This window comes from Bacillus sp. 17RED48, from assembly GCF_019837545.1.
In the GTDB taxonomy this organism is placed as follows: Bacteria; Bacillota; Bacilli; order Bacillales; family Bacillaceae_G; genus Bacillus_A; species Bacillus_A wiedmannii.
The window spans coordinates 966,385-983,774 of the sequence record NZ_JADAXG010000001.1; the positions used below are offsets into that span (position 1 = coordinate 966,385).

Genomic DNA, 17,390 nt, shown 5'->3' on the forward strand with positions numbered 1-17,390 from the left:
AAATGAGGTGTCATCATGAGTTCTTTTACATTTAATAACGAACGAAAAGACTTTGTCCAAATCGCAAAAGGGTGGAAAAGACCGACTTGGGCACCATTGAAACGTAATTTTCTAAGTGTTCCAGGATATCCAGGTGCAAGACTATTAAACACACAAACAGAAATGCGTGTTTTATCTATTCCTGTAGGAATTATCGTTCCTGATGGATCTGATTTAGAACTCATAAAAGAAGAAATTGCGGATTGGTTAATTACAGATCAAGCAGTAGAACTTACTTTTGATGTAGAACCAAATAGAACATATTTAGCTGTTGTAGATGATAGCTTTGATCCAGATGAATTTGTAACACTCGGTATCGGTACAATTAAATTTATTTGTCCGATGCCATATAAATTAGGAAAAGTACAAACTCATCCATTTGTACAAAGTTGGTCTACTGAGACTACTTCCTATTTCACAAATAAAGGTAGTGTAGAAGCTCCAGCATTAATTGAAATGACTGTAAAAAAACCAAGCACTTTTTTAGATGTATGGTTTGGTAAATATCCTTTAGAACGAAATTATTTCCGCATTGGTTATCCCCTAACTGTGGAGGAATCAACGGTACAAGAGCGTGAACGTGTGTTATGGGATGAAATGGCTTCACCTATAGGCTGGACTCCTGTTACTGGACAATTTGATGATATGAAAGGGACAGGTAGTTTTAAATCAAGAGGTGGTTACGCGCTATATTGTGAAGAGTACGGAGAAGGGAAAGGATTTTACGGTGCAATAGCTAAGAAAAGTATTCCAGGTGGTCCATTACAAGATTTTGAAATGGAGGCATGGATGACTTTAAAGTCCAAAAACATTGATGAGATGGGGCGTTGTGAAGTTCTCTTATTGGATGAGGCAAGTAATCTGGTAGCTCGCATTAATATGAATGATTTATACGTAACGGCAGAAATTACAAAAGCACATATGAAAATCGGGAATAGCGGAACGCCTAATAGCATTCGGAAATTAGTAGATACAAGTGGCTATTACTTATCTACTTTCAATCAATTTCGGGGACGCCTGCGTATTGCTAGGAGAGGGACAAAATGGTCTGTATATGTAGCTAAATTTATAGATGGTAAAGAGATAGACGGAGCTTCCCTAGTTGAACAATGGAACGATGTTGACAGCAGTAATCCAATGACAAACCGAAAAATCGCACAAGTTATGATTGCGCTTTGTAAGTGGGATAATCACCGGCCTGTTAACGAAATGCAATTTGATGATTTAAAGATTTGGAAGGTAAACAAAGTTCCTTCTAATACAAAACCTTATATTTTCGATGCAGGAGACAAAGTGATTATTGATACAGAAAAAAGTCTTGTTACGATTAATGGGAAAGATGCTATAAATATTAAAGATATATTTAGTGAATTTCCTAAAATCATACGTGGGGATAATCGTATTGATATAATGCCACCAGATGTTACAGCGACAATCAGTTACAGGGAGAGGTATAGATGAGAACGCCAAGTGGTGAATTGCATGTTGTTGATTTTAAAACAGAACAAATTGTAGCATCTATTCAGCCTACAGATTATTGGGGTGATAAAAGACATTGGGAAATCAAAAATAACATTGATACATTAGAGTTTTTTGTATTTGATAATACAAGGCATTCATCCACACTTATGCAACAAAATTTAGTGTTAAAAGAAGTGCGTGATGGTCGTATCGTTCCTTATGTAATTACTGAAATTGAAAAGAATTCTGATGATAAATCAGTAATTGCTTATACATCAGGTGAATGGATTCAGCTTGCCAAAGCTGGAATTATTCCTCCGCAAAAACTAGAAGGTAAGACAGTCATTGAAATGGTTGATATCGCTCTTGCAGGTACGAAGTGGCAAAAAGGAAATTTAGAATATGCTAGTTTCCGTTCTATGACGATTGATGAGTTTATCGATCCATTAACTCTCCTTAAAAAGATAGCTTCATTATTCGAATTAGAAATTCAATACCGCGCTGAAGTCGTAGGCTCTCAAGTCGTTGGTCGTTATGTAGACATGGTTAAGAAGCGTGGTCGAGAAATAGGAAAAGAAGTAACTCTTGGCAAGGATTTAATGGGGATTAAGCGTATTGAGAACTCTCAAAACATTTGTACAGCCTTATTAGGTTTTGTGAAAAAAGAAGGTGGAGAGTTTGTTACCATTGCAGAAATAAATAATGGTGTTCCTTATCTTGTGGACAATGATGCGTTTCAAAGGTGGAATGAGAAAGGGCAGCATAAATTTGGTTTTTACAGTCCAGAAACAGAAAACGAGGACATGGATGCAAAACGTTTAATGACTCTTATGAATACAGAGTTAAAAAAGCGTGTCAATACATCCGTTTTTTATGAAGTTGAAGCACAATCAATTGGTCGTGTTTTTGGATTAGCTCACGAATTAATTAACGAGGGCGATACGATTCGAATAAAAGACACTGGATTCACACCTAAGCTTTATTTAGAAGCTAGGGTAATTGCTGGTGATGAATCGTTTAAAAATCCATTGCAAGATAAATATATATTTGGGGATTATCGTGAAATTGTTGATCCAAATGAAGAATTAAGAAAGATTTACAATCGAATCATTAGTTCATTAGGCAATAAGCAAGAAATGATAGATCAACTTGATAAATTAGTGAAAGATGCTAATGAAACAGCTAGTGATGCAAAGAAGGAGTCAGGGGCAGCAAAAGAACTTGCTGAAAAGGTACAAGAAAATATTAAAAATAATACCATTGAAATCATAGAATCGAAGAATCCACCAACAACAGGACTGAAACCTTATAAAACGCTTTGGCGTGATATTAGTAACGGAAAGCCCGGTATTTTAAAAATATGGACAGGTACAGCGTTTGAATCGGTTGTACCCGATGTTGAATCTGTAAAAAAAGAAACATTAGATCAGGTTAATAAAGATATTGAATCCACAAAAACAGAGTTAAATCAAAAGGTTCAAGAGGCACAGAATCAAGCTACAGGACAGTTTAACCAAGTGAAGGAAAGCTTACAAGGTGTTAGTCGTACAATTTCTGATGTGCAAAACGAACAAGGTAATATTAATAAAAAAGTAACTCAAATAGAACAAACTTCAGATGGATTTAAAACCTCTATTGAATCGTTAACTAAAAAAGATGGTGAGATTAGTAATAAATTAAGTACGGTAGAATCAACTGTGGAAGGTACAAAAAAGACGATATCTGATGTACAGCAAACAACGAATGATTTAAAGAAAACAACTACTGAAATAGAAGAGAAGGCTGGAAAAATCAACGAAAAGCTTACGAGTTTAGAGACAAGAGAAGTCAATGTTCGAAACTATGCAAGTAACTCAGATTTTTCGAATGATAAAAACGGCTGGACCGGAATTACAAATGCGGTTACTACTAAAATTGTCGATGTTACAGTACCAAGTATTCCAGAAATTAAGAAAGGTTTACAATTAACAAGCAATAGCGCTTTTGTCACTCAGATTTTACAAACAGAACCTTTTATAAATAAAAAAGGGGTAGCTTCCTGCTATGTGGATGTAAAAACGGTAACTTCCACATCTGAGTATCCACGTTTGTACATGCGGTTTACTTATGATCAAAACGGAAAAGATCAGAACTATTATGCTATTTTTCCGCAAAAAGAGGTAACGAATGGCTGGAAACGAATTTCAGTTAAATTTGATACGACTAAATATACAGGTACTTTGAAGGAAGTACGTGTAAATTTAGCAACCGCCAATACAACAACTGTAGATGCAACGTTTACAGGAATAATGGTTACATTTGGTGACTTACTTGAATCTTGGAATCTTGCTCCAGAAGATGGAGTAACACAAGGGGCTTTTCAATCTAAAACAACCGAGATTGAAAAAAGTGTGGATGGCGTAAAAACTACTGTAACAAATGTTCAAAATAGCCAAGCTGGATATGAAAAACGTATGAGCAATGTAGAACAAACAGCAAGTGGATTGTCCTCCACAGTTAGTAATTTAAACAATGTAGTATCAGATCAAGGAAAGAAACTCACTGAAGCAAATACAAAACTTGAACAACAGGCAACCGCAATCGGTGCGAAAGTTGAGCTTAAACAAGTAGAAAATTATGTTGCTGGGTTTAAGATACCTGAGCTGAAACAAACAGTTGATAAAAATAAACAAGATTTATTGGGGGAATTAGCTAATAAACTTGCAACTGAGCAATTTAATCAAAAAATGACTCTGATTGATAACCGTTTTACTATTAATGAACAGGGTATCAATGCAGCAGCAAAAAAGACAGAAGTATATACAAAGACACAAGCAGATGGACAATTTGCTACAGATTCCTATGTAAGAGATATGGAGTCACGCCTTCAAATAACAGAAAAGGGCATTAGCATATCTGTAAAAGAAAATGATGTAATCGCAGCCATTAACATGAGTAAAGAAAACATTAAGTTAAATGCTGCACGAATAGATTTAGTTGGTAAAGTTAATGCTGAGTGGATTAAAGCGGGAATACTAAGTGGTTGTCAAATTAGAACATCAAATACAGATAACTACGTAAGCTTAGATGACCAATTTATACGCCTCTATGAAAAAGGGGTTGCTAGATCATTTCTAGGACATTACAGAAGAACAGATGGTTCAGTACAACCAACTTTTATCCTAGGAACAGATGAAAAAACTAGCGCTCCAGCAGGCGCTTTATTTATGTCTCAAGCAGGTGCAGGATGGTCAGGTGCTTATGCGAGCATTGGTATTAGCGACGGCATAGTTGATGGTACAGTCCAAAAATCTGTGTATTGGGAGTTGCAAAGAAACGGTCTAAGTGTTCTAAACGCTAATGATTACCATGTGTTTTATGCTGGGAATGGGAGTTGGTATTTCAGACGAGGAAAAGTTGGGTTATATCAAACTTCGTTAGTCGTTGAAGATAATGGTACAGATTCTGATTTAAGATTACCCAATATCACTTTACGTAACAGCCGTGCAGCAGGATATACAGGTATCATTCAAGTTAAGTCACCTGTTACTCAGAATGGCTGGGGATCTGTTCAAGGTAATTTCATGAGCCCTTCATTACGGGAATATAAATCGAATATTCGCGATGTGTCTTTTTCTGCTTTAGAAAAGATACGGAACGTTAGAGTAAGAGAATTTAACTATAAGAACGCAGTAAATGAACTATACAAAATGAGAGAAGAAAAAGATCCTAATGATCCTCCATTGACAATACAAGATATTAAAACATATTACGGGGCAATTGTAGATGAGTCTGATGAAGCATTTATTGATGAAAGTGGTAAAGGAATTCACTTATATTCATATGCATCACTTACAGTCAAAGCTTTGCAAGAAGTTGATGCAACGGTACAGGAACAGGAAGGAGAAATAGCTAATCTAAAATCACAAGTAGCAAGTCAAGAAGATCGGATAGCTCGATTAGAAGAATTATTACTACAACAATTAATTGATGAGAAACCAGAGCAGCCGTAAGCTGTTTTTTATTTTGCGCAAAATACGGCTTTTGTATGGAAATTCCTGCGATACATTCACCGTAAATAAGGTTGTCTCATATCATGTAGAGATTGCTTTATTACGATTACAAAAGGATGTGAATGTATTGGAAGATGTATATGTAAAAATCGACAGTTTAAAAGCAGAACAAAAAGAAATTATGCGAGATATTCGTAATTTAGAAACTCGCACAACAATTAATGAGAAAGACATCGCTACAATTAATAAGCAATTAGAAAAGATTAGCATGAATACAACTTGGATTTTACGAATTATTATTAGCGCGATCACTATGTCGGTTTTGGGTTTAATATTAAAAGGGATGATTTAAATTACTAAAATAAAAGTACTTATTGAGGGAGAGACGAGAGTCTCTCTTTTTTATTTTGAAATGAGGTGGTCAAAGTGGAAGGGTTACAAGATGTAAGAAATGATGTACAAGAAATGAAGCAAGAAATCAAAGAAATAAGATTTGAAATTAAAAGCTTAGAAATGCGAACAACTGGTAACGAAAAAGACATTATTAATATCACTAAACAGTTAGATAAAATCGGTGCCAATACTACCTGGATATTACGACTTATTGTGGGCGGACTTGTTGGGGCGGCTCTTACTTTCTTATTGAAAGGAGGTGGTATGTAATGTTTGAAATTACAGTAATGATTGGCATTGTAGTAGGTCTTTCACAAATTGGGAAAACAATTGGATTACAAACAAATTATGTTCCGTTATTAAATTTAACGCTTGGCATTGTGCTAGGCGTTTTATTTTTGGGTGGAGATATCAAAACAAATGTATTTCAAGGAATCATCATTGGACTGTCAGCAAGTGGATTATTTGACCACACAAAAATTATGAAAAAGGATGTTGATGCTAAATGAAAAAGACAATGAAACATATTACCTCGTTCCTTATGATTTTAGTAATTGCTGGTTCTTTTGCTACAAGTTCTTTTGCTGATAGAACACTTATTATTCCTGATTTACCAAAACAACCATACCGCAATGGTGTTAGTGCTTATGAGGGCGTCGTGGCACATTCTACAGCAACTCCAGAAGCCCCAGCTATTAACATTCAAAAATATGAGTCTCGTACATGGAGAAATGCATTTGTTCACTATGCAGTCGATTGGGACGAAATAATCCAAATTGCTGATACAAAGTACATTGCTTATGGCGGTGGTTCTTCTGCTAATAAACGCTTTGTACATGTTGAACTTTGCGAAACAGCAGATTACGATAAATTCAAACGCAGCTATGATAAATACGTAAAGTTACTTGCTGAAATTCTTCGTGATCGTGGTTTATCTGTAGAAAAAGGATTGTGGACTCACTACGATGTGACTAAATACCTTGGTGGTACAGATCATGAAGATCCACTTGATTACTTAAAGTCTCATGGTGTTTCAGAAGCTCAATTTAGAGCAGATGTGCAACGCGCATACAATAATGCTAATGTAGATGTTTCTATACCTGACAAGCCATCTAAGCCAGCAGAAGTTCCAACAGCTGTAACAGATGGGATCGCTTATATTGAAGGCTACAACGTTAATTTACGTAAAGGACCTGGTACAAGTAATTCTAAGATTCGTCAACTAAACAAACCAGAATCTTATGTTGTTTGGGCTGAAAAGGATGGTTGGTTAAATCTTGGTGGAGATCAGTGGATTAAGAAAGATCCATCTTATGTGAAATTTAATAAGAAAAGTACAGTGGATTCTTCTATTGTTGGAAAACGTGTTGTTTCAAAAGTTAACAATCTACGTTTCTATGATGCTCCATCTTGGCAAGATAAAGATGTTGCTGGTTCTGTAGATACAGGTTTAGGATTCACAATTGATACAAAAGTAAGTGTTAATGGTTCACCACAATATAAAGTTCACAATAGCAAAGGTAAAACATACTATGTAACAGCAAATGAAGCCTATGTGTATGTGAAGTAAGAGGAAACTAGAAGAGGCTTCCCTTGTCTATGTAAGGAGGCCTCTTCTAGGGATGTCAGTTATTTGTATAGCTTATTGCATTATATGCGATATTCTTAACGTATTATAACTTGGAAAATAAAATAGGAAGATGAAAACGAAGCACTCTTGACTAAGGAATACTCTGTTTTTCAACAAAAGAATAGTTTTAGGAACAAAAATAAGAGCCGTCATTTGACGGCTTTTTTTTATTTCTATGTAATTAAAATTTACTTTTAGATAATGCCTTGATTATTGGATTCACAATTCTACCGATCAAACGAAATCCTCTAAATATCGACTGGACAACCTTCATCGTATCATCCCCCTTAATTAAGTAAATCATACCAACTAATTCTATATTTTAAAAGTTTGATTTTATGTTATTAGATTTCTTCTTCAATCCAAATATCTTCTACATGTAAGTTTAATACTTTCGCAATTTTAATGGCGTTTCGTAAAGAAGGCTCACTTTTACCATGTATGATTTGACTTAGTTGTTGTGGTGTGATTTGCACTCTCTTTGCTAGCGCCCCTTGTTTTATCATCCGATCGTCTAAAATTTCCTTGAGCCTACATTTCATATTTATTCACCTCATCTTCGTATATTCGATAACAAATTGAAAATTCCTATTAACTTTTTTTAAGATGGACAAACAAGTTTTTATTTTCTAGTTCATATACCTATATCAAGACCAGAAGGAATACCAAGTGGAATTAAGGACATCAAAAGGGGAGATGGTTACATGCGTTGGCAGTATAATCACTTAAACACAACTCCATATTTACATCCTTCAAAAGAATTACGTCAAATGTATAACGAATCAAGGTCTATAACAGAAACGGAATCAATTAGAAATCACATGATTAATCACAAAGTTTATGACCGAAAAGAATATAAAGGATATTTCAGTTTATCGCAGGTAGTAGAAGAAGATCTATATGGTGATGAAGAAGATGTTTTAAACTGGGAAATTCTAATGGATTGTTATGATGTCGTCCTTACGAGAAAAGGAATTGCATTTCGTGAAAAGGAAGAGGAGGAATAATTATGACACTTGCAGGAGAAGCGATAATTATTTGGACGGCAACAGGCCTGTCAGTAATAACGATGAAGGTAGCAGAAAAAATGGGGAAGAGCGTTCCACATTGGCTTCCACGTATCACCTTGTACTCAACGCTCACAGGCTCGTTCTTATGCCTTCTACGTTATGTTCTCATTGCATTTCTATAAAGGCATACGATGTGGAAAATTATCGTTCTTTATGTCATAAGGGGTTTGGCTTGTCTTCAAACATTCCTTGAAACAGGGATATATACCCTCTATAAGAGGGATATAGGGAGTGATTTTATGTTGGAGCTATTATCGGTACCGGTCGCTGGATTAATTTTCGCTATATTCGGTGATAAGTTTAAAAGTAAAGAGGGTGACCGCAAAAAGATACAAGTATTTTTTGAAGTAAGCGGAATTGCAATCAGGAGGGAGGATAGATTGCAGTATCCTGTTTTTCTTGAGCAAAAAAAGGATGACCGAAGCACAACTTATGTATATCGGTTACCTGTAGGGATGCCAAGTAAAATTATTCAGAAGGTTGAAGATGTTGTCTCTGAAGGATTAAACAAACCTGTCCGAATTGATTATGATAATTACAAATTAAATATTCGTGTGTTTCATAGGGATATACCGAAAAAATGGTCATGGTCTACCGATTTAGTGACACAAGGAAATTGGCGTGTGCCAATGGGCCAAAGTTTAGAAAAACTTATCTATCATGATTTTGATAAAACACCACATATGACACTAGGCGGTCTCACACGAATGGGTAAGACGGTATTTTTAAAGAATGTAGTTACTTCACTTACTTTAGCGCAACCAGATCGTATTCATTTATACATTATTGATTTGAAAGGCGGTTTGGAGTTCGGCCCATTTAAGGACTTAAAACAAATAGTTTCCATTGCTGAAAAGCCCGCAGAAGCTTTTATGGTATTAAATGATATTCTTGAGAAGATGGAAGAGAAAATGCAATACATGAAAGATAGACATTATACAAACGTTGTAGAAACAGATATCAAAGAGCGCTATTTTATCATTGTTGATGAAGGTGCGGAACTTTGTCCTGATAAAAGTATGAAAAAAGAACAACAAAGATTATTAGGAGCGTGTCAACAAATGCTCTCTCACATAGCACGTATAGGTGGTGCCTTAGGATTTAGATTAATTTTCTGTACACAGTATCCGACAGGGGATACATTGCCACGCCAAGTGAAACAAAATAGTGATGCGAAGTTAGGTTTTAGATTACCTACTCAAACAGCTTCAAGTGTTGTTATAGATGAACCGGGATTAGAATCAATAAAAAGCATTCCTGGACGTGCGATTTTCAAAACGGATAGGCTCACTGAAATACAAGTGCCTTACATTAGTAATGAAGTGATGTGGTATCATTTAAAACAATATGAGGTGAAGAAGCATGAGGATGCAAACGCATATGCAAATCAACCGTCAAATGACGATACTTGCGACGATTAGAAAGCTACAGTTTGCAACAAGAAGGCATTTAATGAGTGTTCATGAAATGGGTGGAATAAGAAATGCAAATCGGATTATGAAGGATCTCTCTTCTTACACGGGTAAAGTAACTCACAACAAAGAGTATGTTTATTATTTAAATCAATCGGGGCATAAGTTATTTGGCGAAGGGAAAGTAGTTCATCATAGTAGAGTAGCACATGCTATTTTACGTAATGAAGCATGGCTACATTTATATTGTCCAGATGATTGGCAAATTGAAACGGAAATAAGATATATAAAAGATAATAAGAAAAAGAAGATTGTTCCAGATGTGAAGTTTCGTGATGAGGATAAGATACTTCATGCAGTAGAAATAGACCGTACCCAAAAGATGGTGGTCAATGATGAGAAACTAAAATGCTATGAAGAGCTTACTAAAATATATAAACAAAAATATAACGGAAAAGTGCCAGTTATCCATTTCTTCACCATAACAAAATATAGAGAAAAGAAGTTGGAGCAACTGGCAGCAAAATATGATGTATTTGTAAAAGTATATGTAATTCAAGAAATTTAATTCTATAGGTGTTAACTGGAGAAGTAAATGGGAATATATATAAGAAGAGAGTGATCGCAAACGACCACTCTCTTTTGACCACGCAGACCACATTGACCACAACTTGTACCACATTTATTATTTACTTTATGTCCATTCTGTCTAAAATAGAAAATATTTCTGGACAAAAACACACGTTTTAACACATAATGGACACAATGCTTCTATAGAGGTGTAAAGAAAAAACATTGACAAATATAAAATGGCTAGCTATAATTTTGTTTGTTGCCTTGAGGTGATATGATATGAAATGGTCCATCCATCAATTGAATAAATTGAGAAATAAAGGATTGACATTGGATGAGATGGTAGATGTAAGTGAGCTACAAGAGGTCGAGAAAGATATTCGTGAAATTAATCCTGCTCATGTAACAGGAAGAGTTGATTTTGGCTCCGGTAAGTTTACGTTCCATCTACATATAACTGGAAGCATGGTTTTACCATGTTCTCGCTCTTTAGTAGATGTGACATTACCATTTGACATTAAAACAACTGAGGTGTTCCAAACTTCACAAGAAGAATTTGAAACTGAAGCTGAAATTCATTGTTTAGAAGGAGAAGTACTTGACTTACTGCCCGTAATCAAGGAAAATATACTTTTGGAGATTCCAATGCAAATTTTCAGTGATGATGTTTCTGGTGGAGCACCGATGCAAGGTCAAGACTGGCAAGTGATTTCGGAAGAAAACAAAGAAAAGACTGTTGATCCACGATTAGCAGGACTTGCAAAGTTTTTTGACAAATAATCGGAAGACTGGTTTAGGCCTTCATATGAAAATAACTATTTCTTTTAAGGAGGTGGGAAGAATGGCTGTACCTTTTAGAAGAACTTCTAAAACAGTAAAAAGAAAGCGTCGTACGCATTTCAAATTATCAGTACCTGGTATGGTAGAGTGCCCAAGCTGTGGTGAAGCGAAATTAGCTCACCGTGTATGTAAAGCATGCGGTACTTACAAAGGTAAAGAAGTAATCAGCAAGTAATTGCGGGAAAATAAACGTAGAAGATATCTTCTACGTTTATTTTTTTTGTCTTATTCTTTATTTGTTGTATTCTATCTTTTCTAGTAACTGCATATGCTTAATAAAAAATGCATAGGGAGGACTAGAGAGATGGCGACAACAAGACAAGATGCTTGGACTGATGATGAAGATTTGCTTCTGGCAGAAGTAGTACTCCGGCATATTCAAGAAGGTGGAACGCAATTATCTGCCTTTAAAGAAGTGGGAAGACATTTATCTCGTACACCAGCAGCATGTGGCTTTAGATGGAATTCTTACGTTAGAAAACAATACAAAGAACGTATTGAAGAAGCGAAGCAACTACGTAAAGTAGAAAATTATGAAGTAAAAGAGACAAAGGTAGTAGAGCCTACGTCAATTACATTGAATGATGTTATTGATTTCTTGCAAAATTATAAAGATGAAAACTCTTTAATGGTGTTGCAACAGCAAATTGAATCGTTACAAACAGAGAGAGAGAGTCTTTTGGAGCGATTATCAGTATATGAGGAAGAGTATAGAACATTGCTTGATTATATCGATCAAAAAAGAAGTGTAATGGTAGCAGAAAGAAATAGCGCTCGTTCGAATGGAAAATTAGAAAAGTTAAAGAAATAAAAAAACAGCTGCTATGTAGCTGTTTTTTTTATTTCTTATGCGGACTCTTCGTTTGTAACCGCATTCAAATTTGTTTCGGGGTTCCAAACATAAAAATCACCATCAGGTACTGATACAGGCTGGAAATTTAATTTATCCCAAAAACCAGCTGAATGGATACGTGCGATCGTTTTAATTGGGAACTGTAGCCCCTTCGCATAATTTACAAGCATTTCTCCGAATCCTTGTTTTTGGAAAGTTGGTAACACTTCAAGTTTATAGAGTTCTAGGTAAGTACCTGTAATTTCGAATGGTTCCCCGCCGTGCCTTTTCATATATAGACTCATACGTGCAATTAGTGATCCACCATAATAAATACCGTAAAATGGAGATTCACTATCGTTTTCAATAATGTTTGCCTGTAATTCTTCTAACATGGATAATTCTTGAGCTCCGCAACCTTTAAATTTTTTAAATTCGTCTAATGTTTTATAATTGATGAGCAAGCGCTCAACTTTTGGGAATCCCATAACATCACATCCTCTTCTTGTCTCGTTGAATGCAGAAAAGTAAAAATATTTATAATAATATTATAACTCATTTTTTTATTTTTATGAAGAAGATAGTATATTTCTTTTATTATTTTTTTGGGGATTTGCTAAACTAAGAGTAGAAGCATATTAATAGGTAGTATATACATATTGAAAGTAGAGGTTGCATTTGTTTGTTAAAGAGCAATGAAATTGTAAACTGTGTTCATGGAATTGAGAAAGATAAAGTGAAACTGTAATCGGTGGGATTTGTTCACCTTTAGTTAATTATGATTCCGCACCAATCAGGTGTTTGCGGGATAAAAAGGGGGAGGGAAAAGGGACTTGTGTATCGTATTTATATGAGTTCCTTGTGTGAAAATGAAAATTGGAGTTGTGGGACCAGGAGCTATCGGTCTGTTATATGCATTTTATTTACAAAAAAGTAATCAAGATGTTACGTTGTTTACAAGGACAGCTAAACAGGCTGAGGAATTGAATATAACGGGTGTAACTTGTATGAGGGAGGAAAAACGTGAAACCGTATTCCCACCTGTTTTGCCAATAGAAAATATGCTAGACAAGAAGCTAGACTATATATTTATTGCTGTTAAGCAATATCATATAACTGACATACTGCCTTTTGTGCGAGGGGAATCCTCATTAATCTTTTTGCAAAACGGAATGTCTCATCTTCATGCTATGCAGAAAATAGGGAATGAAAATATTGCAGTTGGGATTGTAGAGCATGGTGCAAAAAAAGAAGAAAGACATACCGTTTATCATACGGGGATAGGTGTAACGAAGTTTGGAATCGTGCACGGCCAGTCTATACATTTTGAAAAAATATTTAAGTGCTTTCCATTTCCTCATTTTCCGATTCAAATAGAAGATGATTGGAAGGATGTCATGCACAAAAAATTAGTAGTTAATGTATGTATCAATCCATTGACAGCGTTATTACAAATCCAGAACGGAGAGTTGATTACGAACCCGTTTTTTTATCGATTGATGGAGCAAGTATTTCAGGAAGTCGTTTTTCTTGTTAAAGAAGAAAAAGAAATGGTATGGAAAATGGTACGTCACGTATGTGAAAAAACGTCTCATAATACATCATCTATGCTGGCAGATGTAAGGGCGAATAGACAAACGGAAATTGGTGCGATTGTTGGATATGTATTAGAGGAAGCTAAGAAACAGCAACGATCCGTTCCGACACTTCAATTTTTGTTCGATGCAATAAAAGGATTAGAAGTAAAAGAATAAGTGTAATTCTTTGCTTTTACGTGCAACATTGACTACAATGTGGATTGGTGAGAGAACAGGATACGAAAGGAAGAATTATATGGAGATAAAAGAAATCTCTGTTCCGCAACAAGGTGTTGTAGCGGACTATATGAACGGTAAAAAAGAGATACAGTCGTGTTTTGACTATATGTTAACAGAAGATGCTTTTAAACAGCGTGTACATGATTTGCGTGAGAGGGAGTTTTTCCGCCAAGATTTAGTAGCGCATTTATTAGAATATAATACAAAATTACAAGCGGGAGAAGCTACGATTCAAAATGTAAAAGCGCTTGGAGAAGAAAATACATATGTTGTTATAGCTGGACAACAAGCTGGATTATTAACTGGACCACTTTATACAATTCATAAAATCATTTCAGTTTTACAGCTTGCGAGGGAAAAGGAAGAAAGTTTAGGTGTTAAAGTTGTTCCTGTTTTCTGGATTGCTGGTGAAGACCATGATATGGATGAAATTAATCATACTTTTGTAACGAAGAATAAAAAAATAAAAAAGACTATTTTTCATGATCGTAATCCGAAAAAGGCGAGTGCTTCAGAGTCCGAGCTTTCTTTGGAAGACTGTAGAAAGTGGATTGAAGAAATTTTCAAAACATACCCTGAAACGAATTTTACAAAGGATGTACTGCAATTTATTGATGATTCTTTGGGGGAATCGAATACGTATGTAGATTTCTTTGCCCATCTTATTATGAAAATGTTCGTGAATTCTGGTTTAATTCTTGTTGATTCACATCATCCTGAATTAAGAAAATTAGAAGTGCCGTTTTTTAAGCAAATTATAGGTAAGTATAAAGAAGTACAAGAGGGGCTTCATAACCAACAGGAAATAATTAAAGAATTAGGATATAAACCGATTATTGAAACAAAGTATAATGCAGTACATATATTCATGGAAATTGATAATGAGCGAGTGTTACTTGAAAACGATCAAGGGAAGTTTGTAGGGAAGGATGGAGCGTATTCCTTTTCATATGAGGAATTGATGGAAGAGATGGAAAGAAGCCCGGAACGCTTTAGTAATAATGTTGTAACGCGCCCTCTTATGCAAGAGTATCTATTTCCTACGCTCGCGTTTATTGGAGGACCAGGGGAATTAGCTTACTGGAGTGAATTGCAACAAGTTTTCCATACGATTGGTTTCCAAATGCCGCCTGTCGTTCCGCGTATTACAATCACTTATGTAGAGAGGGATATAGCGACAGATTTATACGATTTGCAATTGCAAGACAGTGATCCGTTTTTAAATAACGTAGATAAGTTGCGTGAAAACTGGTTATCTAATCAAATAGAGGAACCGATAGATGATCGATTTGTAGAGGCGAAAAAAGAAATAATTGATATCCATACGTCATTACAACAGTTTGTGAAGAAAATAGATCCTGGATTAAGTGCGTTTGCAGGGAAAAATGAATTCAAAATTAATGAACAAATTGAACTGTTGGAAAGAATGTTGAAAAGAAATGTTGAGAAAAAACATGCAGTACAGCTAAATAAATTCCGTCGCATACAATTTGCACTTCGTCCATTAGGGGCGCCGCAAGAGCGTGTGTGGAATGTATGTTACTATTTAAATCAGTTCGGTTTGGATTTCGTTGATCGTGTAATGGCAGAAACGTTTTCTTGGGATGGAAAACATCATGTTATAAAACTATAGAATCTTGCTCTTAGGAGCAGGATTTTATTTTTGTTCTGTTGAATTTACTGTGAAGTGAAATTTTTCTGAATTATTAATTTTAAAAACGGTGAATATTGTAATTATGCAGGATACTTAAATATATGACAAAATAGCACAAAATGTAAACGTATTATCATCTTTTTCGACAGTTTTTTATTTAAATTCCCGCAAAAGATGATAAAATTTAGTATATAATAAAAGAAAATAGCGATTTGTATAGTATGCTGCCTTTGTAGGCAAGTTAAATGAGTCGTTCTTTCATAGTATTTCGTTCTCTAATCGTGAAATATGCGTTTGGAGGAGGAGATGCATTCAACATAATTAATTGGAAAAAGAGTAGGTGCAACAATGTTTAAACACGTAACAGTACTTTTGAAGGAAACAGTAGACGGCTTAGATATAAAGCCAGGTGGTACATATGTAGATTGTACACTGGGGGGAGGAGGACATAGTTCTTATTTATTATCCCAATTAACTGAAGGTGGAAGATTAATCGCGTTTGATCAAGATGAGATAGCGATTCAAAATGCGAAAGAAAGATTCTCTTCATACGGTGAGCAGTTCATAACAGTAAAGAGTAATTTCCGTTATTTATCTGAAAAACTACAGGAATTAGGTATAACAGAAGTAGATGGTATTTTATTTGATTTAGGTGTTTCATCCCCACAATTAGATACACCAGAGCGTGGCTTTAGTTATCATCATGATGCACCGTTAGATATGCGGATGGATCAAGATGCCCCATTAACAGCATATGATGTTGTAAATAGCTGGTCATATGAGCAACTTGTAAGAATTTTCTTCCAGTATGGTGAAGAGAAATTTTCAAAACAAATAGTAAGGAAAATTGAAGCGTATCGTGAGAATAAAGCTATTGAAACGACAGGAGAATTAGTAGAACTAATTAAAGAGGGTATTCCAGCTCCTGCTCGTAGAACGGGTGGACATCCTGCGAAGCGAGTGTTCCAAGCAATCCGTATTGCGGTAAATGATGAATTGAAAGTGTTTGAAGAAGCGTTGGAATCTGCAATTGAGATGGTCAAGCCGGGTGGAAGAGTTAGTGTTATAACATTCCATTCTTTAGAAGACCGTATTTGTAAAACGACGTTTAAGCGAAATAGTACAACGCCACAATTGCCACCAGGATTACCGATTATTCCTGATGAATTTAAGCCGAAATTAAAGCTTATTACAAGAAAACCGATTTTACCTTCTGATATAGAGTTAGAAGAAAATAATCGAGCGCGTTCTGCGAAATTGAGAATCGCTGAAAAACGATAAAAAGGGGAGAGAGGTATGAGTAACTTAGCTGTAAAGTACAAACAACAAGCGCAAGAAGAGGTACAGATTCAAACGCCCCCACAGCAGATGGTTCAGCCAAAAGCTAAAGCGAAGATTACAAGAATCGAAAAACTGTTGTATGTAGCATTTATTGGCTTTTTATTGTATGCCTGTGTAGCGTTTATTGGAAATAAAGCAGGCCTTTATCAAGTTAATGTAGAAGCAGCGACGATAGAACAAAAAATTGTACAGCAGCAAAAAGAAAATCAAGAGTTACAGGCTGAAGTAGAGAAGTTAAGTCGCTATGAACGAATCGCTGAAGTTGCAAAAAAACACGGGCTAGAAATTAATGCGAATAATGTGAAGGGCCTCAAATAAGGCAATAGGTGTGAAGGG

19 protein-coding genes are annotated in these 17,390 nt (G+C 35.4%); 17 read left to right on the forward strand and 2 right to left on the reverse strand.

Translation table 11 applies throughout. The features are described 5' to 3' along the window. Positions 1-15: 15 nt before the first annotated feature. The 6 genes from ILT06_RS05510 (at position 16) to ILT06_RS05535 (ending at position 7,455) form a co-directional block, all read left to right on the forward strand. A complete protein-coding gene (locus tag ILT06_RS05510) occupies positions 16-1,500 on the forward strand; it encodes a distal tail protein Dit (RefSeq protein WP_222654910.1) in 1,485 nt (494 codons plus the stop codon). Further along, positions 1,497-5,492, forward strand: a complete 3,996-nt coding sequence (locus ILT06_RS05515; protein ID WP_222654911.1) for a phage tail spike protein — start codon at positions 1,497-1,499, stop codon at positions 5,490-5,492. Before ILT06_RS05510 ends, ILT06_RS05515 begins: the two co-directional genes overlap by 4 nt. 127 nt (positions 5,493-5,619) lie before the next feature. Next, positions 5,620-5,844, forward strand: a complete 225-nt coding sequence (locus ILT06_RS05520) for a hypothetical protein (RefSeq protein WP_000390479.1) — start codon at positions 5,620-5,622, stop codon at positions 5,842-5,844. A gap of 74 nt (positions 5,845-5,918) precedes the next feature. Continuing rightward, positions 5,919-6,155 carry a hemolysin XhlA family protein gene (locus ILT06_RS05525; protein WP_128282536.1) on the forward strand — a complete coding sequence of 79 codons (237 nt, stop codon included), beginning with the start codon at positions 5,919-5,921 and terminating at the stop codon, positions 6,153-6,155. Further along, positions 6,155-6,394: a holin gene (locus tag ILT06_RS05530; RefSeq protein WP_222654912.1), complete on the forward strand. Its 240-nt coding sequence runs from the start codon at positions 6,155-6,157 to the stop codon at positions 6,392-6,394. Before ILT06_RS05525 ends, ILT06_RS05530 begins: the two co-directional genes overlap by 1 nt. Beyond that, positions 6,391-7,455 (forward strand): N-acetylmuramoyl-L-alanine amidase, encoded by a 1,065-nt coding sequence (locus ILT06_RS05535; protein WP_222654913.1) that lies wholly within the window; start codon positions 6,391-6,393, stop codon positions 7,453-7,455. Before ILT06_RS05530 ends, ILT06_RS05535 begins: the two co-directional genes overlap by 4 nt. A gap of 404 nt (positions 7,456-7,859) precedes the next feature. Here the strand turns inward: ILT06_RS05535 and ILT06_RS05540 are convergent, their stop codons facing one another. Then, positions 7,860-8,057 (reverse strand): helix-turn-helix transcriptional regulator, encoded by a 198-nt coding sequence (locus ILT06_RS05540; protein WP_073516181.1) that lies wholly within the window; start codon positions 8,055-8,057, stop codon positions 7,860-7,862. A 162-nt stretch (positions 8,058-8,219) separates the two neighbouring features. Between ILT06_RS05540 and ILT06_RS05545 the strand changes: the two genes are divergently transcribed. The 7 genes from ILT06_RS05545 to ILT06_RS05575 all read left to right on the forward strand — a co-directional run bounded on the left by ILT06_RS05545 (position 8,220) and on the right by ILT06_RS05575 (position 12,221). Further along, a complete protein-coding gene (locus tag ILT06_RS05545) occupies positions 8,220-8,522 on the forward strand; it encodes a hypothetical protein (RefSeq protein WP_222654914.1) in 303 nt (100 codons plus the stop codon). A 2-nt stretch (positions 8,523-8,524) separates the two neighbouring features. Then, complete coding sequence (locus ILT06_RS05550) at positions 8,525-8,707, forward strand: hypothetical protein (RefSeq protein ID WP_222654915.1); 183 nt, start codon at positions 8,525-8,527, stop codon at positions 8,705-8,707. 117 nt (positions 8,708-8,824) lie between these two features. After that, positions 8,825-10,006: an FtsK/SpoIIIE domain-containing protein gene (locus ILT06_RS05555; protein WP_222654916.1), complete on the forward strand. Its 1,182-nt coding sequence runs from the start codon at positions 8,825-8,827 to the stop codon at positions 10,004-10,006. Further along, positions 9,948-10,565, forward strand: a complete 618-nt coding sequence (locus ILT06_RS05560) for a replication-relaxation family protein (protein WP_222654917.1) — start codon at positions 9,948-9,950, stop codon at positions 10,563-10,565. The genes ILT06_RS05555 and ILT06_RS05560 overlap by 59 nt, the downstream gene beginning before the upstream one ends. A 284-nt stretch (positions 10,566-10,849) precedes the next feature. Beyond that, positions 10,850-11,350, forward strand: coding sequence for a YceD family protein (locus tag ILT06_RS05565; RefSeq protein WP_000872150.1), 501 nt, complete (start codon positions 10,850-10,852; stop codon positions 11,348-11,350). A 61-nt stretch (positions 11,351-11,411) separates the two neighbouring features. Beyond that, positions 11,412-11,585 (forward strand): 50S ribosomal protein L32, encoded by a 174-nt coding sequence (gene rpmF / locus ILT06_RS05570; protein WP_001984764.1) that lies wholly within the window; start codon positions 11,412-11,414, stop codon positions 11,583-11,585. Between the two features lie 129 nt (positions 11,586-11,714). Continuing rightward, positions 11,715-12,221: an RsfA family transcriptional regulator gene (locus tag ILT06_RS05575; RefSeq protein WP_060488408.1), complete on the forward strand. Its 507-nt coding sequence runs from the start codon at positions 11,715-11,717 to the stop codon at positions 12,219-12,221. Positions 12,222-12,256: 35 nt separating this feature from the next. On the opposite strand, the gene ILT06_RS05580 is transcribed toward ILT06_RS05575, so the two are convergent. Beyond that, on the reverse strand, positions 12,257-12,730 hold the full coding sequence (locus tag ILT06_RS05580; RefSeq protein WP_060488409.1) for an N-acetyltransferase: 474 nt from the start codon (positions 12,728-12,730) through the stop codon (positions 12,257-12,259). Positions 12,731-13,105: 375 nt separating this feature from the next. Between ILT06_RS05580 and panE the strand changes: the two genes are divergently transcribed. From panE to ftsL, 4 genes are all read left to right on the forward strand, one after another. Next, entirely contained in the window at positions 13,106-13,996 is an 891-nt protein-coding gene (gene panE, locus ILT06_RS05585) for a 2-dehydropantoate 2-reductase (RefSeq protein ID WP_081257197.1), read from the forward strand. 79 nt (positions 13,997-14,075) lie between these two features. Continuing rightward, positions 14,076-15,692, forward strand: a complete 1,617-nt coding sequence (gene bshC / locus ILT06_RS05590) for a bacillithiol biosynthesis cysteine-adding enzyme BshC (RefSeq protein ID WP_064474965.1) — start codon at positions 14,076-14,078, stop codon at positions 15,690-15,692. Between the two features lie 369 nt (positions 15,693-16,061). After that, positions 16,062-16,994, forward strand: coding sequence for a 16S rRNA (cytosine(1402)-N(4))-methyltransferase RsmH (gene rsmH / locus ILT06_RS05595; RefSeq protein ID WP_000472512.1), 933 nt, complete (start codon positions 16,062-16,064; stop codon positions 16,992-16,994). A gap of 15 nt (positions 16,995-17,009) precedes the next feature. Further along, positions 17,010-17,372, forward strand: a complete 363-nt coding sequence (ftsL, locus tag ILT06_RS05600) for a cell division protein FtsL (protein ID WP_000067081.1) — start codon at positions 17,010-17,012, stop codon at positions 17,370-17,372. Positions 17,373-17,390 lie beyond the last annotated feature (18 nt).